This is a genomic window from Pseudomonas sp. Z2-11 (assembly GCF_054161305.1).
On sequence record NZ_CP096395.1, the window covers coordinates 1,324,379 to 1,345,063 of the forward strand.

The window sequence follows — 20,685 nt, forward strand, 5'->3', positions numbered from 1 at the left end:
TAGCGATAAACCTGCGGCGGGTAAAAAAGATTTTTTCAATCGCTCGATGAAAGAAAGCAATAGCGCCTCAATCGTCAGATGTCTTGTGCTTGTATTCGCACAGGTCTTCGATTCGGCAACTGCCGCAACGGGGCTTTCTCGCCAGGCAGACGTAACGCCCATGGAGGATGAGCCAGTGGTGGGAATCCAGGAGGTATTCCTTGGGGACAAATTTCATCAGTTTCTTTTCCACTTCCACGACATTTTTGCCCGGAGCAATGCCGGTACGGTTGCTGACGCGGAAAATGTGCGTGTCGACTGCCATCGTCAGCTGACGAAACGCGGTGTTGAGCACCACGTTGGCGGTCTTGCGGCCGACGCCTGGAAGCGCTTCCAGCTCTTCGCGGGTCTGCGGGATCTCGCCGCCATGGCGCTCTATCAGCAGGCGGCAGGTCTCGATGACGTTCTTGGCCTTGCTGTTGAACAGCCCGATGGTCTTGATGTATTCCGACAGCCCTTCGACCCCCAAGGCGTGGATCGCTTGCGGCGTGTTGGCCACGGGAAACAGCTTGGCCGTGGCCTTGTTGACGCCGACGTCGGTGGATTGGGCCGACAGAATTACCGCGATCAGCAGCTCGAAGGGCGAGGAGTAGGCCAGTTCGGTTTTTGGCTCCGGGTTGTCTTCATGAAAGCGACGGAATATTTCCAGGCGTTTTGCGGCGTTCATGGGCGCGGCGTTTCCTCTAGGGGTGGATGGGGTTTGCAGGCCGTCCAGGCCTGGTGGGCCGCCAGCAGCAGGCCGAGCAGGATGAACCCGCCGGGAGCCAGCAGGGCCAGTGGGACGCCATTGCCGATCAATTCGCGCAGGGCGCTCAGAATGGCCATCAGGAGGCCAGACTGGGCCGCCAGCCTGAGGCGGTCAGCTACCCGGGATTCGTCCACTGGCGCTTGATCCAGCGCTACGCAGCTCAAGGCGATCCAGCCGAGGTAAAGGCCTGACAATGCATACCACTCCTGCAACCAGGCCTGCGCGACCAGGCTTGCGCAAGCACTCAAGGCTGCGGCCAGCAGGATAGCGGCAACCAGCCGCTGAAAAGTCGTGCAGCGTGCCCCGGCCAGCGTCATGGCCCAGCCATGGCCGAAGCTGATCAAAACCCAGGCCAGCCACACCCCCAGTGCATTCGTCAGCGAGCTGCTTGCACCCACCAAGGGCACGAGTAGCAGGCCACGGGTCAATACCAGCTTATTCATTGACACTCGCTCCGGTCAGGTGGTCCTGGTGCTCATCGAAATAACGCAGCGCATCGTGGATCGCCTGGAGCACCGCGCGCGAGGTCACCGTCGCGCCGGCCAATTGATCGAACTGGCCCTGGTCCTTTTTCAAGGCCCAGCCGTCATCGGTCGGCGCCTGGCGCGACTTTCCGGTGAATGTCTGCAGCCAGGCATTCGGCCAGTCGGCGATTACCGCGCCCAGGCCGGGTGTTTCCGACTGGCGCAGGGTTTTAACGCCAAGCAGGCGGCCGCTGGGATCAATGGCGATCATCAATTCGATGCTGCCCTCATAGCCCAACGCCTGGCTGCGCAACAGCACCGCGCTGGGCTGGCCGTTGCGGGTCGCCAGGTAACCGACCAGCAACCGGCTGTGGCTCAACTCAACCGGAGTCGTTATGACCGGTTGTGCCAGCGGCTGGTTGTCATAACGCTCGGAGGGCAATACCTCAAGCAAGGTCCTGCCGGCCAAGGCCTGCCGTTGGGCTTCGATGCGTCCGGCCAGATTGATCTGCATGAGGTACGTGGCGCCGATGCCGAGGCCGGCCAGGACGATCAGGACCAGCACGCCGCCGGGTCTTTTCATGTCAGCGCTCGCCTTTGTCGTGCCTCGGCGAGACGATCCAGCGCAGGCACACCGAGGTTCATCATCAGCACGGCAAACGCGACGCCGTCCGGGTAGCCACCCCAGGTACGAATCAGGTAGACCAGCGCGCCCACGCCGGCCCCGAACAACAGTCGGGCGAGCGGGGCCTTGGCGCCTGACACCGGTTCGGTGACGATGAAAAATGCGCCCAGCATGGTTGCCCCGGTCAACAGATGAAACAGCGGCGAGCCATGGGAGTCCGAGCCCGAGCCGTTCCAGCACAGCAGGCTCAAGGTGAACAGGCTGGCAAGCATGCCCACCGGCGCGTGCCAACTGAACACGCGTTGTTGCAGCAGGAACAGGCCACCGGCGAGGAAGGCCAGGTTGACCCACTCGACACCGCGCCCACCCCAACGACCGAACGCAGGATTGCTGGCGAACAGTTCGTCGACGGTCAGGCTTGTGTTGATTCGCAGACTGTCCAGCGCCGTGGCGCCGGCCCATCCGTCGGGCGCCTGGGCAGTGCCGGCGACTTGTCGCAGACCTTCGAGAAAGTCCATGTCATGGGGCACGGGCCATTGGCTCAGGTGCTGGGGAAACGCCACCAGCACCAGGGCATACCCGAGCATCGCGGGGTTGAAGGGATTGCTGCCGAGCCCGCCCCATAAGTGCTTGCCGAACAGCAAGGCGCAGGCAGCGGCCGTGACGGTCAGCCACCATGGGCAATACGCAGGCAAGGCCATGGCCAGCAGCGCGGCGCTGACCAGTGCGCTGCCGTCGCTCAGGCCGAGCTTGAGAGGGCGTCGTCGCAGACGCAACGCCAGCGCCTCGACAGCCAGCGCGGCGAGGGCCGACAGCAGCAGGTTCAGCGCCACGCCCCAGCCATAAAACCAGACCATCGCCAGCACGCCGGGCAGCATCGCCAGCAACACCCGTCGCATCGCTTGCCGCAGCCGCTCGTCCACCGGATCAGGGCGTAGCATGGGCGTCCACCTGCCGTTGGGCGTCTTCCACCGCTTGTTCCAGTACCTGCAGCTGTTCGGCGGAAGCCGCGGCAGCGCGGGCCTTGCCGAGTTCGGCGCGACGCATCGCCAGCTGGATCTTGGCCCGCTTCAATTCAGCACTCTGCGACGGTGCAGGGGCGGCGGGCGCCGCGCTGCCTTCCAGTCTGGCCAGGGCCTGCTCTGCCGCTTCGAATTGGCGTTGCAGCACGATCAATTGTGATTGTTGTTCGAAGGTCGGTGGATGGCCAAACGCTTTCAAGGATTTATTCAGCTGTGCCCGGCTCATGGCCAGGTCGACCTTGGCTTTTTTCAGGGCGGCGTCGGCGCTGGCGGCTTTTTGCGCGCGCACTCGTTCCAGCGCAGCCTGCACCGGATCAAGTGGCTGGGCCTGGGCTGGTTGAGCGTTGCGCTGGGTTCGGGCCAGGCGCTCGGCCTGGCGCTGCTCTTCTTCGCGGCGCAGGCGCGCATTGCGCAGCTCGAAGCGGCGGCGGGCGTGATTGCGTTTGGCGGTCCGCGCCTGCTGCTCTTCGATGCTGGAGGCCAGGCCACCGACAACCGGCGTTACGGTTGCCATCGGCAGTGGGCGCATCTCGATGCAATCCACCGGACAAGGCGCCACGCAGAGGTCGCAGCCGGTGCACTCATCGATGATGACGGTGTGCATCAGCTTGGCCGCGCCAACAATCGCGTCCACCGGGCACGCCTGGATGCACTTGGTGCAACCGATGCATTCGGCTTCGCGAATGTATGCGATCTGCGCCGGGGCCGAGCCACGGCTGGCGTCCAGTTCGAGTACCGGCACGGTCATCAGCTCGGCCAGGGCCGCGATGGTTTCGCGTCCGCCGGGTGGGCATTTGTTGATCGGTTCACCCTGGGCGATGCCTTCGGCGTAAGGCTTGCAGCCGGGATGGCCGCACTTGCCGCATTGGGTTTGCGGCAGCAGGGCGTCGATACGTTGAATCAGGTTCATGTCTTGACCAACCCGCGCAATCCGAGAAATGCCACCGCCATCAATCCGACGCTGATCAACTGGATTGGCAGGCCCCGAAAAGGCAAGGGGATATCGTTATCCTGGACTCGCTGGCGCAAGTCCTCGAACAGGCTTAAGACCAGCCAGAAACCCAGCCCGGCGCCCAGGCTGAAGGCCATGGCCTGGCCCAGGCCCTGGTCGTTCCGGCTGTTGAGCAGCGTGACGCCCAGTACGCCGGCATTGCCGAGCAGCAGCGGCCACAAGCCATCGAACGGCTGCGACGGCAGCCAATGCGTCAGCAGGCGCAGCAACGGGCTGATCAGCAGCACGCTCAGGGGCAGCCATACAAATAACCGTAGCGATGTCAGCTGCGCCGGAACCAGGAGCCAGCGGTCGGCCAGATAACCGAGGGTCCCGACAACCAGCATCAGGCAGGCTGTCGCCAGGCCAAGGGCGTGTACCCGGCTCCGCTCCCTGACTGCCAGCAGCGGATCGACGCCCAGCGGCCAATGCAACACGAGGTTGTTGATCAGGGCAGCGCTGAACAGCGAGAGAAGAATGTCAGTCATGGGCATGGGGCAACAGGGGAGCCGGTTGAAAGATCAGGCATTATCCGGCACGCGGCGAGGGCGGGCCAGATATGAAAATCCCACAGCCGCTCGACAGCGACTGTGGGATCGGTGCAGCGCGCAGTCGCGTTATTTGATCCGCTGACCCGGCTTGGCGCCGCTGTCGGGGCTCAGCAGGTAGATTTCTTCGCCGCCAGGACCGGCCGCCATGACCATGCCTTCGGATATGCCGAAGCGCATTTTGCGTGGCTTGAGGTTGGCGATCATCATCGTCAGCCGGCCCTCGAGCTTGGCCGGATCCGGGTAGGCGCTCTTGATCCCGGAGAACACGTTGCGCTGTTCATCGCCGATGTCCAGGGTCAGGCGCAACAGTTTGTCGGCGCCTTCCACGGCTTCAGCCTTGACGATCAGCGCCACGCGCAGGTCGATGGCGGCGAAGGCATCGAAATCGATTTCCGGCGACAGCGGGTCCTTGGTCAGCTCGCCGTTGCCAGCAGGGGCACCGGTGTCGGTCTGGCTGGCGGCGAGGTCTTCCTTGGACGCGTCGATCATGGCCTGGACCTTGGCCGGGTCGATGCGGGTCATCAACGGTTTGAACGCGTTCAGTTGATGGTCGCTCAGCAGCGTCTGGTGATCGTTCCAGGTCAGCGGCGCAACGTTCAGGAACGCTTCGGCATCGGCGGCCAGCAATGGCAGCACGGGCTTGAGGAAGACCACCAACTGGCGGAACAGGTTGATGCCCAAGGCGCAGATCGCCTGGACTTCGTCCTGCTTGCCTTCCTGCTTGGCCAGCGACCATGGGGCCTTGTCGGCGATCCAGGCGTTGGCGCGGTCGGCCAGGGCCATGATCTCACGCATGGCGCGGGCAAAGTCGCGGCTCTCGTAGGCCTCGGCGATGCTTGGCGCGGCAGCCAGGAAAGCGTCGGTGAGTTCCGGCGCGGCGTTACCCGCCACCAGCACGCCGGCGTTGCCCTTGTGGATGAACCCGGCGCAACGGCTGGCGATGTTGACGACCTTGCCCACCAGGTCGGAGTTGACCTTCTGCACGAAGTCCTCGAGGTTCAGGTCGAGGTCGTCGACGCCACGGCCGAGCTTGGCCGCGTAGTAGTAGCGAAGGTATTCCGGCGAAAGGTGATCCAGGTACGTCCGCGCCTTGATGAAGGTGCCGCGGGACTTGGACATCTTCTGGCCGTTGACGGTCAGGTAGCCGTGGACGTTGATCCCGGTCGGCTTGCGAAAACCGGCGCCTTCGAGCATGGCGGGCCAGAACAGCGCGTGGAAATTGACGATGTCCTTGCCAATGAAGTGATACACCTCGGCCGTGGAGTCCTTGGCCCAGAACGCGTCGAAGTCCAGCTCCGGGGTGCGATCGCAAAGGTTCTTGAAGCTCGCCATGTAGCCGATGGGCGCGTCCAGCCATACATAGAAGTACTTGCCGGGCTCGCCGGGAATTTCGAAGCCGAAATACGGCGCATCGCGGGAGATGTCCCATTCCTGCAAACCGGAGTCGAGCCATTCGGCGAGCTTGTTGGCCACCGCGTCGTGCAGCGTGCCGCTGCGGGTCCAGGTCTGCAGCATTTCCTGGAAGTCCGGCAGCTTGAAGAAGAAGTGCTGGGAATCCCTGAGTACCGGCGTCGCGCCGGAAATCGCCGATTTCGGGTCTTTCAGGTCGGTCGGTGCGTAGGTGGCGCCGCATTTTTCGCAGTTGTCGCCGTACTGGTCTTCGGTGCCGCATTTCGGGCAGGTGCCCTTGATGAAGCGGTCGGCCAGGAACATTTTCTTTTCCGGGTCGAAATATTGGGTGACCGAACGGGTGGCGATATGCCCGGCGTCACGCAGCTTCAGGTAGATCTGGCTCGACAGCTCACGGTTTTCTTCGGCGTGAGTGGAGTGGAAGTTGTCGAAGTCCACCAGGAACTCGGCAAAGTCGGCGCTGTGTTCAGCCTGGACATTGGCGATCAGTTGTTCCGGGGTGATGCCTTCCTTTTCCGCGCGCAACATGATGGCCGAACCGTGGGCGTCGTCGGCGCAGACGTAGATGCACTGGTTGCCGCGATGTTTCTGAAAGCGCGTCCACATATCGGTCTGGATGTATTCCAGCATATGGCCAAGGTGAATCGAACCATTGGCATAGGGCAGGGCGCTGGTGACGAGAATCTTGCGTGGCTCGGACATGGGGCTCGGCTACTTGATGAAACGGAGGTCGGCCACTATAAAGCGCCGGGAAATATATTTCACCCCGCGGGCCTGTTTCCCGCCGAATCCGTGGCGAGGGAGCTTGCTCCCGCTGGGGGGCGAAGCCGCCCCAAAAAAGGTTCTACGCCCTGGCTGGTCGACAGCGTCGGCTTCATTGCGACTGCTGCGCAGCCGAGCGGGAGCAAGCTCCCTCGCCACAAGAGCGTTCGTCACCCTTAATCGGGTCGCCACGCGAGAGCGTGCGGCGTAGGATAGCGGCCTGTTTTCAAGTCTTGTTATCGGAGTTGCCCATGAGCGCCGTCAATCGCGCAGCGGTGGAAGCCGTCCTTCGCCAGTACACCGACCCCTACCTGAGCCAGGATCCGGTCAGCGCCGGATGCGTGCGAGCCATCGATATCCAGGGCGATCGCGTCAGCGTCGAACTGGAGATCGGTTATGCCGCCGATCTGTTCAAGAACGGTTGGGCGCAGATGCTGCAGATGGCGATCGAAGGCCTGGACGGCGTGGCGAGCGCCAAAGTCCAGGTTACCAGCGTGATTTCCGCCCACAAGGCCCAAGCCCAGGTGCCGGGGTTGGCGAACGTCAAGAACGTCATCGCCGTGGCCTCGGGCAAGGGCGGCGTAGGCAAGTCCACCACCGCCGCCAACCTGGCGCTGGCCCTGGCTCGCGAAGGGGCGAAGGTCGGCATCCTCGACGCGGATATCTACGGTCCGAGCCAAGGCATCATGTTCGGCATCGCCGAAGGCACCCGGCCGCAGGTCAAGGACCAGAAGTGGTTCGTACCGCTGCAATCCCATGGCGTGGAGGTCATGTCCATGGCCTTCCTCACCGATGACAACACACCGATGGTCTGGCGCGGGCCGATGGTCTCCGGTGCCTTGCTGCAACTGGTCACGCAAACCGCGTGGGGCGACCTGGATTACCTGGTGATCGACATGCCGCCGGGAACTGGCGACATCCAGCTGACCCTCGCGCAGAAAGTCCCGGTGGCCGGCGCGGTGATCGTTACCACGCCCCAGGACTTGGCCCTGCTGGATGCGCGCAAGGGTGTGGAGATGTTCCGCAAGGTGAACATCCCGGTACTGGGCGTGGTGGAAAACATGGCCGTGCACATCTGCTCGAACTGTGGACACGCCGAGCATCTGTTCGGTGAAGGCGGCGGTGAAAAACTGGCGACCCAGTACGGTGTCGAGCTGCTGGCTTCGTTGCCGCTGTCGATGGTGATCCGCGAGCAGGCCGACGGCGGCAAGCCGACCGTTATCGCCGAGCCGGACAGCCAGATCGCCATGGTCTACCAGGAGCTGGCCCGCCACGTGGGCGCGCGGATCGTGTTGCAGGAGGCTGCGTCGCCGGCGATGCCGAACATTACCGTCAGTGACGATTGATAGATTGATGAAACCCTATCCACTGTGGGAGCGAGCAGGCTCGCGATGGCGGAGTATCAGTCACATCCAAGCTGACTGACCCGACGCCATCGTCGGATCGCCGCCCGGAGCAAGCTCGCTCCCACAGGGGTTATGGGGTGGGTTTAGATCCGCAGCCCGCCATCCATTTCCAGGATCCGCCCGGTGTAGTAGTCGTTCTCGAAGATATACGCCGCCGAGTGCGCAATCTCTTCGGGCTTGCCCATGCGCTTGAGCGGAATCCCCGAGGTCATTTTTTCGAGGGCTTCGGGTTTCATGCCGAGGGTCATTTCGGTTTCGATGAAGCCCGGAGCAATCCCCGCCACGCGGATGCCGTAGCGCGCCAGTTCCTTGGCCCAGGTCACGGTAGCGGCTGCGACGCCGGCCTTGGCCGCCGAATAGTTGGTCTGGCCGACATTGCCGGCCCGGGAGATCGAGGAAATATTGATGATCGCGCCGTTGTTCTTCAGCTCGACCATTTTCGCCGCCACTTCGCGGGTGCAGAGGAATACGCCGGTGAGGTTGACGTCGATCACCGCCTGCCACTGGGCCAGGCTCATCCTGGTCATTTCACCGTCCTTGACCTTGAGCAGCAGGCCGTCGCGCAGGATCCCGGCGTTGTTGATCAACCCGTGGATCGCGCCGAAGTCAGCGGCCACCCGGGCAACCATGTCGATCACCTGATCTTCGTTGGCCACGTTGCACAGGTACGCACGCGCCTCGACGCCCTTGGCGGCGCAGGCGGCGACCGCCTGGTCGAGCTTTTCCTGATTGAGGTCCACCAGCGCGAGCTTTGCACCCTTGCCGGCGAAATACTCGGCCATGGAGCGACCCAGGCCCTGGCAACCGCCGGTGATAATGATTACTTTGTCAGTGAGTTGCATTCTCATGTCCAGGTGGCGCAGCGGTGGAGGGGTTGGGCGCGTCTCGATTTGCAGCGGCGTAGCGCGGCTGCACGAGCAAACCGGCCCGAAGGTGCGTCAGAACATTACTCCACTCAACCGACCGTTTTCTAGACGAATTTTATTAAAGGAGTCATAAATTGAGCGTTGAAGCTGCCAAGCATGCCCGCGAATTGCTGCTCAAGGAATATCGGGGCATGCTCTCCACCCATTCCAAATCGATGCCCGGTTTTCCGTTCGGCTCCGTCGTGCCGTATTGCCTGGACGCGCAAGGCCTGCCGCTGATACTCATCAGCCGCATCGCCCAGCACACCCACAATCTGCAAAAAGACCCTAAATGCTCAATGCTGGTGGGAGAGCGGGGCGCCGAGGATGTTCAGGCCGTCGGGCGCCTGACCTATCTGGCCGAGGCGCAGAAGCTGGAGGACAGCGCCGCCATCGAGGCCGCCGCCGAGCGTTACTACTGCTATTTCCCCGAGTCGCAGAACTACCATAAGGCCCACGATTTCGATTTCTGGGTTCTCCACCCGGTGCGCCATCGTTATATCGGCGGCTTCGGCGCGATTCACTGGATCGACCAGATCACCCTGGCCAATCCCTTTGCCGGCAAAGCCGAGGCGGGCATGATCGAACACATGAATGCCGATCATGCCAAAGCCATCGCCCACTACGTCGAATTGAGTGGCCTGCCAAAAAAACAACCCGCGCAATTGGTCGGTATCGACAGCGAAGGCATGCACCTGCGCATTGGGCAAGGCCTGCACTGGTTGCCGTTTGCGGCGCCTTGCAACACGCCGACACAAGTGCGCGAAGCCTTGGTTTACCTGGCTCACGCCGAGCAATGGCCAAAAAATGCCGAGGTTGATGCTTGAATTCACGAAAGGGCGACGTCATTTAGGTTTTCATAGCAAGGCATTCTTGCGTTGAGGAACCATTTGATGCGCCCTTTTTTATTGCTCTTTCTGCTGTTCCCGGTGTTGGAGCTGTTCGTATTCGTCAAGGTCAGCGGTGCGATCGGGTTCTTCCCGGCGTTGCTGCTGGTCATTCTCGGCTCGATGCTCGGCGTGTTCGTGCTGCGCATCGCCGGCCTGGCCACGGCACTGCGTGCCCGTGAAAGCCTGACCCGTGGCGAACTGCCCGCCCAGACCATGCTCGAAGGCCTGATGCTCGCGCTGGGTGGTGGTCTGTTGATCCTGCCTGGCTTCATCAGCGACGTGCTGGGCCTGGTCTTGCTGCTGCCCTTCACGCGCCGGTTGCTGGCCAACAAGATGCGCCAGCGCGCCGAAGAACAGGCGATGCGCCAGCGGGCTTTCGCCGATGACCTCCAGCCCCGTGGCGGTCCGACCCCGCGCGAACCGGTAGGCCGCGAGCCCAACGTGATCGAAGGCGAATTCGAACACCGCGACCCCAAGTAGCTTTCAGTGACACGGCAGCCAGCGACACGGCACCTTCGGGTGCCGTGTTCGTTTTAGCGCTCGTTCAGTAAAAAATTTCACCCCCGACCCTTGTAATCGACTTGCACGCCCTTATGTATGGGTCACCGCAAGGTTTCCGGTGGCGACACCGGACAGACTTCCGCGGTTCGCTTGACGAACCGCACCCCGGCTCCGCCGGCTTTTGTTAAACCCGCCGGGACTACACCGGCCGATGAAAACCAAAATTAGGAGAGATCGACAATGAAGCTTCGTCCTCTGCATGACCGCGTCGTCATCCGTCGCAGCGAAGAAGAGAAGAAAACCGCTGGCGGTATCGTCCTGCCAGGTTCGGCTGCTGAAAAAGCCAACCACGGTGAAGTTCTCGCTGTAGGTCCGGGCAAGGCTCTGGAAAACGGTGAAGTACGTGCGCTGGCCGTGAAAGTGGGTGACAAGGTTGTGTTCGGCCCTTACTCCGGCAGCAACACTGTGAAAGTCGACGGCGAAGACCTGTTGGTGATGAGCGAGAACGAAATCCTCGCCGTTCTCGAAGGCTGATTTCCCCGCTCATTTTCCCGCTACTACTACAAAGTATTTAAGGAATATCGATCATGGCTGCTAAAGAAGTTAAATTCGGCGATTCCGCCCGCAAGAAAATGCTCGCCGGTGTCAACGTCCTGGCTGACGCAGTAAAAGCGACCCTCGGCCCGAAAGGCCGTAACGTGATCATCGAGAAGAGCTTCGGCGCTCCGACCATCACCAAGGACGGCGTTTCCGTAGCCAAGGAAATCGAGCTGAAAGATCGCTTCGAAAACATGGGTGCGCAGCTGGTCAAGGACGTTGCGTCCCGTGCCAACGATGACGCCGGCGACGGTACCACCACCGCGACCGTACTGGCTCAATCGATCGTCAACGAAGGCCTGAAAGCCGTCGCTGCCGGCATGAACCCGATGGACCTCAAGCGCGGCATCGACAAGGCGACCATCGCCATCGTCAAGGAACTGAAGGGTCTGGCCAAGCCTTGCGCTGACTCCAAGGCAATCGCCCAGGTAGGTACCATCTCCGCCAACTCCGACAACTCCATCGGCGACATCATTGCCGAAGCCATGGAAAAAGTCGGCAAGGAAGGCGTGATCACCGTTGAAGAAGGCTCGGGCCTGGAAAACGAACTGTCGGTTGTAGAAGGCATGCAGTTCGACCGTGGCTACCTGTCGCCATACTTCGTCAACAAGCCGGACACCATGGTTGCCGAGCTGGACAGCCCGCTGATCCTGCTGGTCGACAAGAAGATCTCCAACATCCGCGAAATGCTGCCAGTGCTGGAAGCCGTTGCCAAAGCCGGCCGCCCTCTGCTGATCGTGGCTGAAGACGTCGAAGGCGAAGCCCTGGCGACCCTGGTCGTGAACAACATGCGTGGCATCGTCAAGGTTGCAGCCGTCAAGGCTCCAGGCTTCGGCGACCGTCGCAAGGCCATGCTGCAGGACATCGCCGTACTGACCGGCGGTACCGTTATCTCCGAAGAGATCGGCCTGAGCCTGGAAAGCACCACCCTGGAGCACCTGGGTAACGCCAAGCGCGTGATCCTGTCCAAGGAAAACACCACCGTGATCGACGGTGCTGGCAACGATGCCGATATCCAGGCTCGTGTCACCCAGATCCGCGCACAAGTGGCCGAGACTTCGTCCGACTACGACCGCGAAAAACTGCAAGAGCGTCTGGCCAAGCTGTCCGGCGGTGTTGCAGTGATCAAGGTTGGCGCCGGTTCCGAAGTTGAAATGAAAGAGAAAAAAGCCCGCGTTGAAGACGCCCTGCACGCAACCCGCGCAGCCGTCGAAGAAGGCGTGGTGCCTGGCGGCGGCGTGGCACTGGTTCGTGCCCTGCAGGCCATCAGCGAGCTGAAAGGCGACAACGATGACCAGAACGTTGGCATCCAGTTGCTGCGTCGCGCTGTTGAAGCACCTCTGCGCCAGATCGTTGCCAACTCCGGCGACGAGCCAAGCGTAGTGGTCGACAAGGTCAAGCAGGGTTCGGGTAACTACGGTTACAACGCTGCCACCGGCGAATACGGCGACATGATCGAAATGGGTATCCTGGACCCGGCCAAAGTGACTCGTTCGGCTCTGCAAGCGGCTTCGTCGATTGCCAGCCTGATGATCACCACCGAGGCGATGATCGCTGAAATCAAGGACGACGCTCCAGCTGGCGGCGGCATGCCAGACATGGGCGGCATGGGTGGCATGGGCGGCATGATGTAAGCCAGCCTTACCCCTGTAGCGAAAAACCCCGCCTGCGAAAGCAGGCGGGGTTTTTTATTGCCGTGGATTCATGACGACACCAATCCCAATGTGGGAGCGAGCTTGCTCGCGATTACGGTGTGTCAGCTCATATATCCGGCACTGACCCACCGCTATCGCGAGCAAGCTCGCTCCCACATGGGACGTGGTTCAATTCATGCATTGGCGGGACTGGCGACCGCGACACGCCCAGCCATGGCGGCAGGTCGGTACAGAACGCAGTAATAACACCCGAGGCAAATCAGCCAGCAGAACACCGCTGTCCAGACGTTGTGGGAGAAAAAGTGCGCCCCTTGCATCATGCGTCCCACGGAAAACACCGTGCCCAGGGCAAAGGCGAACACCAGCGCCTGGCGTGCGAGGCGTGGGCGACGGTCACGCAGTGCGAAAAACAACGCGAACAGCGTGAAGCCGGTGGCGGCATGCCCGCCGGGCCAGCATCGGCCGGGTTTGTCGGTAGCCGGACGTGGGCTCAGTAGCTCACTGTAGGTTTCCTTGCCGCCGAACTCCTTGAGACTCCATGGGCATTGCACTGCCGTCACTGCCTTCAAAGGTGTGACAAACGCAGTCGCCAGTGCCAGCGACAGGACCAGGCAGCCCAGCTCACGTTTGTACGGCTTGAGCCGAGCGATAAAAAACGAGGCGACAAACCCCACGACCGCCAGCACGGAAAACCCGATGACCAGCTGTTTGGCCCGGTCGTGCAGGATGTCTTCTAGGAAAAAGCTGTGTCGACCGATAAACCCACCCGCCGTCGGATCGTAGAACAGCTTGGCCACGTTCATGTCCAGGCTGGTCAGTTCCAGCAACACCAGCATGGCTGCGACCACGGCGGGCAGGCCCAGGGCGACCCATAGATTCAGGGGCCTGGAAGCGGGGCGGATGGCAGTGGAAACCATGGCAGTACCTTTGATGGGAGTTTTCGTGATCAGCGCGTTGCACAGTCTGGTCTGCGTTGCGTTCGGGTGGTGTGAAGGTTGGGTGAAAAACTCGTCAACACCCGCGCAGCCCCGCTGCTGAGGGCTCTTGACCTTGGTGGGGGCGAGCCTGCTCGCGAAGGGGCGGCACATTCAACCGGGATGGCGGCTGTTCCACCGCCTTCGCGAGCAGGCTCGCTCCCACAGTGGCTCGCACTGCGTATACAACCCTAGCCGTAAGCCACGCTTGGCCTTAAGCTGCGCGGGCCACGACGATTGCCCCGTGCGCAGAGGAGATGCCCATGCGAATTCTGTTGGTTGAAGACAACCGTGACATCCTGGCCAACCTGGCCGACTACCTGGGCCTCAAGGGCTACACGGTCGATTGCGCACAGGACGGTTTGTCAGGGCTGCACCTGGCCGCGACCGAACACTACGACTTGATTGTGCTGGATATCATGCTGCCGGGCATCGACGGCTATACGCTGTGCAAGCGCCTGCGCGAAGACGCCCGGCGCGATACACCGGTGATCATGCTCACCGCGCGGGACCAGTTGGATGATCGTTTGCAGGGTTTCAAATCCGGGGCGGATGATTACCTGGTCAAGCCTTTTGCCTTGTCGGAGCTGGCGGCGCGGATCGAAGCGGTCATGCGGCGTGCCCAGGGCGGTGGCCGACGCGCGTTGCAAGTCGGCGACCTGAGCTACGACCTCGATACGTTGGAAGTGACCCGGGAAGGCAAACTGCTCAAGCTCAACCCCGTGGGCCTCAAGTTGCTGGCGGTACTGATGCAGAAAAGCCCCCACGTGCTGCGGCGCGAGATCCTTGAGGAAGCCCTGTGGGGCGATGATTGCCCGGATAGCGACAGCCTGCGCAGCCATGTCCACCAATTGCGCCAGGTGATCGACAAACCGTTTGAAAAACCGCTGCTGCACACTGTGCACGGCGTCGGCTATCGGTTGGCCGAGGGCCGAGATGGAGTTTAAGCAAAGCCTTGCGCAACGGATCATCATCGCTTTTGCGCTAATGAGCGCATTGGTGGCGGGAGCGTTTGCACTGGGCATCGTGGCAACGGTCCATCTGGTGGAGGAAAAGCTGATTTCCGCCGGGCTCGGAGGCGACCTGCAACGCCTGCTGTTGATGGACAGCGTCTCCGACTGGAGTCATCGCCCGGAACCCGACCAGCTGTTCTATTTCAGCGGCGGCCCGGGAGACTTCGAGTTGCCCAGGGACCTGCGTCACCTGCAACGTGGCTTTCACGAAGTCTTTCGCGAACAGCTGTCCTATCACGCGATGGTAGAGATCGTTGACGGTCGGCATTACGTGCTGTTGCAGGACCAGAGCGATTTCGAGGAGCGCGAGCGGGTGCTGTTTGCCGTGGTGCTGGTGGGCTTCGTCCTCAGTCTGGCGCTCGCGGTGTTCCTGGGCTGGGTCCTGGCACGCCGGGTGATGGCGCCGGTGGTACGTCTGGCCCGGCAGGTACGGCATCGCGACCAGTTGCTCGGGCTCGCTCCGCCATTGGCGCCGGATTATGCCGCTGATGAGGTGGGCGAGCTGGCCGTGGCGTTCGATGCCACGCTGGGCCGGTTGCGCCAGGCCCTGACCCGGGAACGGTTGTTCACCAGCGACGTAAGTCACGAACTGCGCACGCCGTTGATGATCCTCGCCACCTCCTGCGAATTGCTGCTGGAGAATCCGGCGTTGGACCAGCGTGGTCGCACCCAGGTCGAGCGCATCAACCGCGCCAGCGAAGAAATGCGCGAACTGGTGCAGACCTTCCTGATGCTTGCCCGGGCCCAGCGCGAGGACAACGGCATGTCGCCTCGCTCGACGCTGGGGCAGGTCGCGGAAAACCTCCTTGGGGTCTGGCGTGCGCCGATCGAATCCAAGGGCCTGACCTTGATCTTCGAACCAGGGCAAACCACCGATACGCAGTACAACGCCACGTTCCTGACTGCCGTCATGGGAAATCTGCTGCGTAACGCCTTGCATTACACCGACCAGGGTTTTATCCGCGTCTCGCTGACCGCCACGGGATTTGTCGTCGAGGACAGCGGCGTAGGCATTCCCGAGGAGAAGCGCGAGGCGATGTTCGAGCCGTTCGTGCGCGGTAACGAAAAGCGTGGCGAGGGACTGGGGCTGGGGCTGTCACTGGTGCAGCGGATCTGCGAGGACCAGGGCTGGACCGTGAGCCTCAGCACGATGGAACCCAACGGATGCCGTTTCGAGGTGGAGTTGAACCCCAAGTCCTGAGATCGGCGGCGAAAAATCTTGAAAACATTCAGCCGTTTACATGACGAAGTTTTCACAAAGGGATGACCTGTCAGCTACAAGCCGATCCCTAAGGTGGCGCCACCAACTCTGGAGGCGCCATCGATGTCCAATCCCATCAAGCTAGCTTTTTCCGCCAAGTACGACGAGCGACATGCCCAGCAGTACCTGCGCAAACACAAGACGGGGCTGAGCCGCCGTCTTTCCCACCGTCGGGACGAACAACTGGCCCGGCGCGCCTTGATGCTCGCGGGCGACCCGGGCCTGGTCCTGGACCTGCCGTGCGGAGCCGGGCGTTTCTGGCCGCTGCTGGCCGAGAAACCCGGCCGGGTGATCGTCGGCGCGGACAATTCCACCGCCATGCTCCAGACGGCATTGAAGGCACAACCGGCCGATGTCGTAAAACGGGTACAACCTTTGCACACATCTGCGTTCGACATCGCCTTGCCTGATAACGCCGTCGACAGCATTTTTTGCATGCGCCTCTTGCACCACATCGGCGAACCCGCGCACCGACTGGCGATATTGAGGGAATTCGAGCGTGTCACCCGTGACAGCGTGATCGTTTCATTGTGGGTCGACGGCAATTTCAAGGCCTGGAAACGCAAGCGCCTGGAGCGCACCCGTGGGCAGAAAGACTACCAGAACCGATTTGTGTTACCGGTCGCTACAGTTGAAGAAGAGTTTCGGCAGGCCGGGTTTCGCATTGAGGAACAGTTGGATTTCCTGCCGCTCTATGCCATGTGGCGAGTTTATGTATTACGCAAGGGGTAGCAGGCATGGTTGTACAGGTAGCAGGAGCCCAGGCGGCTTCTCGTAGTTGCTTTGACCAGATCTGGAATCAGCGTGGCGAGTGGGTGGAAGCCCCCAATACCCGGCGTGGCGGCGAAAGCGGTGTGCAGCGGATCAGCCATGATGGCGAGCTGTTTTATTCCAAGCGCCAGACCGGACACATCTACCGCAGTCTGTTGCACCCGTTCGGCCGTCCGACCGTGTTGCGTGAAGAGCGAGCGCTGCTGGCCCTGGCGGAACTCGGCGTCACGGTACCCCAAGTGGTCTTTTGCGGCGCGCAGAGAGACCCGGTGCATAAGTGGCGGGCGCTGCTGGTCACCCGCGCTCTGGACGGCTTCGAGGAAATCGGGCGTTGGTATGCCGCAGGCGGCCGCGAGCGTCATGGCGAGGCGGTCCATGATCGTCTCCTTCAGGCCCTGGCCGAGAATCTCGCCCGCATGCACAAGGGGCGCTGGCAGCACAGTTGCCTCTACATCAAGCATGTATTCGTGCGAGTAACCGGAGAGGGCGAGTCGGCCAAGGCCGAAGTGGCGTTGCTCGATCTTGAGAAATGTCGCCAACGGCTGACCGCCCGCGGCGCGGCGTTCCATGACATGAGCCAGCTGCGGCGCCATTCGTCGTTCCAGGATTGCGACTGGGGGAAACTCGTCTATTTTTACGAGGCGGCGTTTGGCAGCGCTATCAAAGGTTTATCCCGATGAAACTAGAAATTGCTAGAGGTTTGTTTTTAGTCGGAGCCCTGGCAGTTGCATCCCTGGCGCTGGTGGTGTGGGAGCAGCCACGCTCGCAGATCCTCAGTGCCTCCACTGTCGGCGCACATTGCCCGGTGCCGCGGGTGGCCAAGGCCAGCGAGGCGATCCAGCCGGACGACGACCTGTTGCTGTTCATGTTCAGTCTGTCCCAGGGCATGCGACCGCAGAGTTGAGTGTCAGGAAGCCCAAACACGGGGGCTGTGGCGAGGGAGCTTGCTCCCGCTCGGCTGCGAAGCAGTCGTCATCCATACGACGAATAGCCTGATCCGGAATCCAGTCGGGACCGCTTCGCGGTCCAGCGGGAGCAAGCTCCCTCGCCACGGGACCCCGACCCTCATGCCCTCAGGCTTTGTCCGGCTTGGCCAGCAAGGTGTAGACACACGGCAGCACGAACAACGTGAACAAGGTGCCGATCGACATGCCGGTGGCGATGACCGTGCCGATGTCGAAACGGCTCACTGCGCCGGCGCCGGTGGCGAGGATCAACGGCACCATGCCAAACACCATGGCGGCAGTGGTCATCAGCACCGGACGCAGGCGAATCGATGCGGCCTGTTCCACTGCGTCACGCGGACTCAAGCCTTGCTCCTTGCGCAGCTGGTTGGCGAATTCGACGATCAGGATGCCGTGCTTGCTGATCAGGCCGATCAGGGTCACCAGCCCCACCTGGGTATAGATGTTCATGCTCGACCAGCCGAGGAACAGCGGAATCAGTGCGCCGCAAATGGACAACGGCACCGTCACCAGGATCACCAGCGGGTCGCGGAAGCTTTCGAACTGCGCCGCCAGCACCAGGAAAATGATTGCCAGGGCCAGGCCAAAGGTGACCCATAACGCGCTGCCTTCCTGGACGAACTGACGCGAAGCGCCGGCGTAATCGAAGGCGAACCCTGTCGGCGCTTCCTCAAGGGCTATCTGGCGAACGGTCTCGATGGCCTCGCCCATGCTTACCGTAGGAAAGCCCGAGATCGTGACGGCATTGAGCTGCTGGAACTGGTTCAGTTGCCGCGGTCGTGCCTGGTCGCTGACCTTGATCAGCGTCGACAACGGAAGCGACTCGCCCTGGGCGTTCTTTACGTAATAATTGTTCAGCCAGTGCGGATTGTCCCGGAATGGCCGCTCGACCTGGGCGATGACCTTGTAGCTACGCCCCTCCAGCGTGAAGCGGTTGATCTCCGCCTCGCCCAGCAGGGTCGCGAGCGTGCCGCCGAGGTCTTGCATCGAGACGCCCATCTGGGCGGCTTTGGCGCGATCGATGTCCACCACGACTTCAGGCTTGTCGAACGCAAGGTCGATGTCCATGAAGGCGAACTTGCCGGACTCCAGCGCACGCTTCTTGACCCGTTCGGCAATCTGCAGGAGCGTCGTGTAGTCCTTCGGCGAGTTGATGACGAATTCGAAGGGCAAGCCTTCGCCGGTGCCGGGCAGCGAGGGTAGGTTGAAGCCGAAGATCTGCAGGCCGGGCACGCTTTCCAGCCTGGCCTGGACTTCCGGGAGGATTTCCATCTGGGTGCGGCTGCGTTCGTTCCAGGGCTTGAGCAGGAAACCGCCGATGCCCGACTGTACGCCGTTGTAGCCGTTGATCTGGAACGAAGAGTAGTACTCGGGGAATTCCTTGAAGATCGTGATGAAGTGATCGGTATAGGCGTTCAGGTAGTCCAGGTTGGTGGTCTTCGGGGCGTTGGCCATCATGAAGATGATGCCCTGGTCCTCGTCGGGCGCCAGTTCGGACTTGGTGAACATGATCAGCACCGGAATCAGCAACAGCACGAGCACGGCAAACACCAGCACCACCGGCCGGGTATTGAGCGTGCCGTGAAGCATGCGCTGGTAACGGGCCTTCAGGCGCTCGAAGATCACGTCCAGCCGATGGGCCAGCCCCGAGGGGTTCTGGTCATGACGCAGCAACATCGCGCACATCATTGGCGAGAGGGTCAGGGCGACGACTCCAGAGATCACCACCGCGCCGGCCAGGGTCAGGGCGAACTCCTTGAACAGCGCCCCCGTCAGGCCTTCGAGCAGGCCGATCGGTGCATAGACCGCCGCTAGCGTGATGGTCATCGAGACCACCGGCATGGCGATTTCCCGCGCGCCTTCAATCGCGGCGTCGAACGGTGTCTTGCCCTCCTCGATGTGCCGGTGGATGTTTTCCACCACCACGATGGCGTCGTCCACCACCAGGCCGATGGCTAACACCATGGCCAGCAGTGTCAGCAGGTTCATGGAGTAGCCCATCAACTGCATGAAGAACATCACGCCGATCATCGACAGCGGAATGGTCACTACCGGAATGAGCACCGAGCGCAGGGCGCCGAGGAACAGGAACACCACGACGATGACGATCAGCACCGCCTCGAACAGGGTCTTCACCACTTCGTCGATGGAGGCCTGGATGAACAGCGTGGCATCGTAGGCGATCTCGGCCTTGAGGTTGGACGGCAGCTGGGCCTCCATCTCCGGCATGATCTTGCGCACTTCCTTGATGACATCGAGGGGGTTGGCCCCAGGGGTTGCCTTGATCCCGATGTACACCGAAGGAGTGCCACCGAAAGAGCTGATGGTGTCGTAGTTTTCGGCGCCCATCTCCACCCGCGCCACGTCCCGCAGCAACACGCGGCTGTCACCGTCAGTCTTGAGCGGGATGCCGGCGAATGCCTCGGCGGATTTGAGTTCGGTGTTGGCGTTGATGCTGGTGACCACGTACTCGCCTTTCACTTCACCAGCAGCGGAGAGAAAGTTGTGCTGGCGCACGGCGTTGGTCACGTCGGCGGCGGTCAGGCCGAAGCCTGCGAGCTTGACCGGGTCCAGCCACAGGCGCATGGCAAACACCTGGTTGCCGAGGATCTCGGCCTCGGCCATGCCCGGCAGCGTTGCCAGTTTGGGCTGGATGACGCGCGACAGATAATCGGTGATCTGTGGGTTGTTCAGCTCCTTGCTGAAGAAACTGATGTACATCAGCGCCGAGGCATCGGCTGCTTCGCGGCTCAGAACCGGGTCCTCGGCGTCCTGGGGCAGTTGGTTCTTCACCTCGTTGGCCTTGGCCAGCAGTTCGGTAAAGAGCCGGTCGCTGTTGGAACCGATGCGCGCGTATACCGATATGACCGAGAAATTCTGGCGGCTGACCGAAGTCATGTAGTCGATGCCCTCGGCACTGGCCAGGCTTTGCTGCATCGGTTGGGTGATGTAACCCTGGATGGTCTCGGCGTTGGCCCCGGGGTAGGCGGTGGTCACCGTGATCAGGGCATTTTCCATCTGTGGATACTGGCGCAGGGGCAGCTTGCTCCAGGCCTGGAAGCCCAGCAGCACGATCAACAGGCTGACCACGGTGGCGAGCACCGGGCGGCGGATGAACGGATCGGTAAAGGCCAT

20 protein-coding genes are annotated in these 20,685 nt (G+C 61.8%); 10 read left to right on the top strand and 10 right to left on the bottom strand.

What is annotated here, in order from left to right; translation table 11 throughout:
- Positions 1-67: 67 nt before the first annotated feature.
- From nth to metG, 7 genes are all read right to left on the bottom strand, one after another.
- Positions 68-706, bottom strand: a complete 639-nt coding sequence (gene nth, locus M1E16_RS05795; protein WP_434569599.1) for an endonuclease III — start codon at positions 704-706, stop codon at positions 68-70.
- Positions 703-1,230, bottom strand: coding sequence for an Rnf-Nqr domain containing protein (locus tag M1E16_RS05800; protein WP_458129401.1), 528 nt, complete (start codon positions 1,228-1,230; stop codon positions 703-705). Before M1E16_RS05800 ends, nth begins: the two co-directional genes overlap by 4 nt.
- Entirely contained in the window at positions 1,223-1,834 is a 612-nt protein-coding gene (locus tag M1E16_RS05805; protein ID WP_458129402.1) for an RnfABCDGE type electron transport complex subunit G, read from the bottom strand. The genes M1E16_RS05800 and M1E16_RS05805 overlap by 8 nt, the downstream gene beginning before the upstream one ends.
- Positions 1,831-2,817, bottom strand: coding sequence for an RnfABCDGE type electron transport complex subunit D (locus M1E16_RS05810; protein ID WP_458129403.1), 987 nt, complete (start codon positions 2,815-2,817; stop codon positions 1,831-1,833). Before M1E16_RS05810 ends, M1E16_RS05805 begins: the two co-directional genes overlap by 4 nt.
- Positions 2,804-3,808 carry an electron transport complex subunit RsxB gene (rsxB, locus tag M1E16_RS05815; protein WP_458129404.1) on the bottom strand — a complete coding sequence of 335 codons (1,005 nt, stop codon included), beginning with the start codon at positions 3,806-3,808 and terminating at the stop codon, positions 2,804-2,806. Before rsxB ends, M1E16_RS05810 begins: the two co-directional genes overlap by 14 nt.
- Entirely contained in the window at positions 3,805-4,377 is a 573-nt protein-coding gene (locus M1E16_RS05820) for an Rnf-Nqr domain containing protein (RefSeq protein WP_434699649.1), read from the bottom strand. The genes rsxB and M1E16_RS05820 overlap by 4 nt, the downstream gene beginning before the upstream one ends.
- Before the next feature lie 129 nt (positions 4,378-4,506).
- Complete coding sequence (metG, locus tag M1E16_RS05825) at positions 4,507-6,552, bottom strand: methionine--tRNA ligase (protein ID WP_458129405.1); 2,046 nt, start codon at positions 6,550-6,552, stop codon at positions 4,507-4,509.
- 311 nt (positions 6,553-6,863) lie between these two features.
- Between metG and apbC the strand changes: the two genes are divergently transcribed.
- Entirely contained in the window at positions 6,864-7,958 is a 1,095-nt protein-coding gene (gene apbC / locus M1E16_RS05830) for an iron-sulfur cluster carrier protein ApbC (protein ID WP_434695666.1), read from the top strand.
- 143 nt (positions 7,959-8,101) lie between these two features.
- Here the strand turns inward: apbC and M1E16_RS05835 are convergent, their stop codons facing one another.
- Positions 8,102-8,860 carry an SDR family oxidoreductase gene (locus M1E16_RS05835; RefSeq protein WP_434695665.1) on the bottom strand — a complete coding sequence of 253 codons (759 nt, stop codon included), beginning with the start codon at positions 8,858-8,860 and terminating at the stop codon, positions 8,102-8,104.
- A 158-nt stretch (positions 8,861-9,018) separates the two neighbouring features.
- Between M1E16_RS05835 and M1E16_RS05840 the strand changes: the two genes are divergently transcribed.
- From M1E16_RS05840 to groL, 4 genes are all read left to right on the top strand, one after another.
- The gene (locus M1E16_RS05840) at positions 9,019-9,750 is read left to right on the top strand and encodes a HugZ family pyridoxamine 5'-phosphate oxidase (RefSeq protein WP_458129406.1); all 732 of its coding nucleotides are present in this window, start codon (positions 9,019-9,021) and stop codon (positions 9,748-9,750) included.
- A 66-nt stretch (positions 9,751-9,816) separates the two neighbouring features.
- Positions 9,817-10,293, top strand: a complete 477-nt coding sequence (locus M1E16_RS05845) for an FxsA family protein (RefSeq protein ID WP_434602980.1) — start codon at positions 9,817-9,819, stop codon at positions 10,291-10,293.
- Positions 10,294-10,554: 261 nt separating this feature from the next.
- Positions 10,555-10,848, top strand: coding sequence for a co-chaperone GroES (locus M1E16_RS05850; RefSeq protein ID WP_003204913.1), 294 nt, complete (start codon positions 10,555-10,557; stop codon positions 10,846-10,848).
- 53 nt (positions 10,849-10,901) lie between these two features.
- Complete coding sequence (gene groL / locus M1E16_RS05855) at positions 10,902-12,545, top strand: chaperonin GroEL (RefSeq protein WP_181288598.1); 1,644 nt, start codon at positions 10,902-10,904, stop codon at positions 12,543-12,545.
- A 194-nt stretch (positions 12,546-12,739) separates the two neighbouring features.
- Here the strand turns inward: groL and M1E16_RS05860 are convergent, their stop codons facing one another.
- Complete coding sequence (locus M1E16_RS05860) at positions 12,740-13,483, bottom strand: phosphatase PAP2 family protein (RefSeq protein ID WP_458129407.1); 744 nt, start codon at positions 13,481-13,483, stop codon at positions 12,740-12,742.
- Between the two features lie 320 nt (positions 13,484-13,803).
- On the opposite strand from M1E16_RS05860, the gene colR reads away from it, so the two are divergent.
- The 5 genes from colR (at position 13,804) to M1E16_RS05885 (ending at position 17,489) form a co-directional block, all read left to right on the top strand.
- A complete protein-coding gene (colR, locus tag M1E16_RS05865) occupies positions 13,804-14,487 on the top strand; it encodes a two-component system response regulator ColR (protein ID WP_030142512.1) in 684 nt (227 codons plus the stop codon).
- The gene (locus M1E16_RS05870) at positions 14,477-15,754 is read left to right on the top strand and encodes a sensor histidine kinase (RefSeq protein ID WP_305496342.1); all 1,278 of its coding nucleotides are present in this window, start codon (positions 14,477-14,479) and stop codon (positions 15,752-15,754) included. Before colR ends, M1E16_RS05870 begins: the two co-directional genes overlap by 11 nt.
- A 123-nt stretch (positions 15,755-15,877) precedes the next feature.
- A complete protein-coding gene (locus M1E16_RS05875) occupies positions 15,878-16,546 on the top strand; it encodes a class I SAM-dependent methyltransferase (protein ID WP_434695662.1) in 669 nt (222 codons plus the stop codon).
- A gap of 5 nt (positions 16,547-16,551) precedes the next feature.
- A complete protein-coding gene (locus M1E16_RS05880; protein WP_305496340.1) occupies positions 16,552-17,265 on the top strand; it encodes a lipopolysaccharide kinase InaA family protein in 714 nt (237 codons plus the stop codon).
- Positions 17,262-17,489 (top strand): hypothetical protein, encoded by a 228-nt coding sequence (locus M1E16_RS05885; RefSeq protein WP_305496339.1) that lies wholly within the window; start codon positions 17,262-17,264, stop codon positions 17,487-17,489. The genes M1E16_RS05880 and M1E16_RS05885 overlap by 4 nt, the downstream gene beginning before the upstream one ends.
- Positions 17,490-17,658: 169 nt before the next feature.
- Here the strand turns inward: M1E16_RS05885 and M1E16_RS05890 are convergent, their stop codons facing one another.
- On the bottom strand, positions 17,659-20,685 hold the full coding sequence (locus M1E16_RS05890) for a multidrug efflux RND transporter permease subunit (protein WP_434695661.1): 3,027 nt from the start codon (positions 20,683-20,685) through the stop codon (positions 17,659-17,661).

Coding starts and splice junctions, on each gene's coding strand:
- M1E16_RS05880 (WP_305496340.1), top strand. CDS start 16,552: ATGGTTGTACAGGTAGCAGGAGCCCAGGCGGCTTCTCGTAGTTGCTTT.
- apbC (WP_434695666.1), top strand. CDS start 6,864: ATGAGCGCCGTCAATCGCGCAGCGGTGGAAGCCGTCCTTCGCCAGTAC.
- rsxB (WP_458129404.1), bottom strand. CDS start 3,808: ATGAACCTGATTCAACGTATCGACGCCCTGCTGCCGCAAACCCAATGC.
- M1E16_RS05850 (WP_003204913.1), top strand. CDS start 10,555: ATGAAGCTTCGTCCTCTGCATGACCGCGTCGTCATCCGTCGCAGCGAA.
- M1E16_RS05835 (WP_434695665.1), bottom strand. CDS start 8,860: ATGCAACTCACTGACAAAGTAATCATTATCACCGGCGGTTGCCAGGGC.
- colR (WP_030142512.1), top strand. CDS start 13,804: ATGCGAATTCTGTTGGTTGAAGACAACCGTGACATCCTGGCCAACCTG.
- M1E16_RS05845 (WP_434602980.1), top strand. CDS start 9,817: ATGCGCCCTTTTTTATTGCTCTTTCTGCTGTTCCCGGTGTTGGAGCTG.
- M1E16_RS05885 (WP_305496339.1), top strand. CDS start 17,262: ATGAAACTAGAAATTGCTAGAGGTTTGTTTTTAGTCGGAGCCCTGGCA.
- M1E16_RS05800 (WP_458129401.1), bottom strand. CDS start 1,230: ATGAATAAGCTGGTATTGACCCGTGGCCTGCTACTCGTGCCCTTGGTG.
- M1E16_RS05875 (WP_434695662.1), top strand. CDS start 15,878: ATGTCCAATCCCATCAAGCTAGCTTTTTCCGCCAAGTACGACGAGCGA.
- M1E16_RS05810 (WP_458129403.1), bottom strand. CDS start 2,817: ATGCTACGCCCTGATCCGGTGGACGAGCGGCTGCGGCAAGCGATGCGA.
- M1E16_RS05820 (WP_434699649.1), bottom strand. CDS start 4,377: ATGACTGACATTCTTCTCTCGCTGTTCAGCGCTGCCCTGATCAACAAC.
- M1E16_RS05890 (WP_434695661.1), bottom strand. CDS start 20,685: ATGGCCTTTACCGATCCGTTCATCCGCCGCCCGGTGCTCGCCACCGTG.
- nth (WP_434569599.1), bottom strand. CDS start 706: ATGAACGCCGCAAAACGCCTGGAAATATTCCGTCGCTTTCATGAAGAC.
- M1E16_RS05860 (WP_458129407.1), bottom strand. CDS start 13,483: ATGGTTTCCACTGCCATCCGCCCCGCTTCCAGGCCCCTGAATCTATGG.
- groL (WP_181288598.1), top strand. CDS start 10,902: ATGGCTGCTAAAGAAGTTAAATTCGGCGATTCCGCCCGCAAGAAAATG.
- metG (WP_458129405.1), bottom strand. CDS start 6,552: ATGTCCGAGCCACGCAAGATTCTCGTCACCAGCGCCCTGCCCTATGCC.
- M1E16_RS05805 (WP_458129402.1), bottom strand. CDS start 1,834: ATGAAAAGACCCGGCGGCGTGCTGGTCCTGATCGTCCTGGCCGGCCTC.
- M1E16_RS05870 (WP_305496342.1), top strand. CDS start 14,477: ATGGAGTTTAAGCAAAGCCTTGCGCAACGGATCATCATCGCTTTTGCG.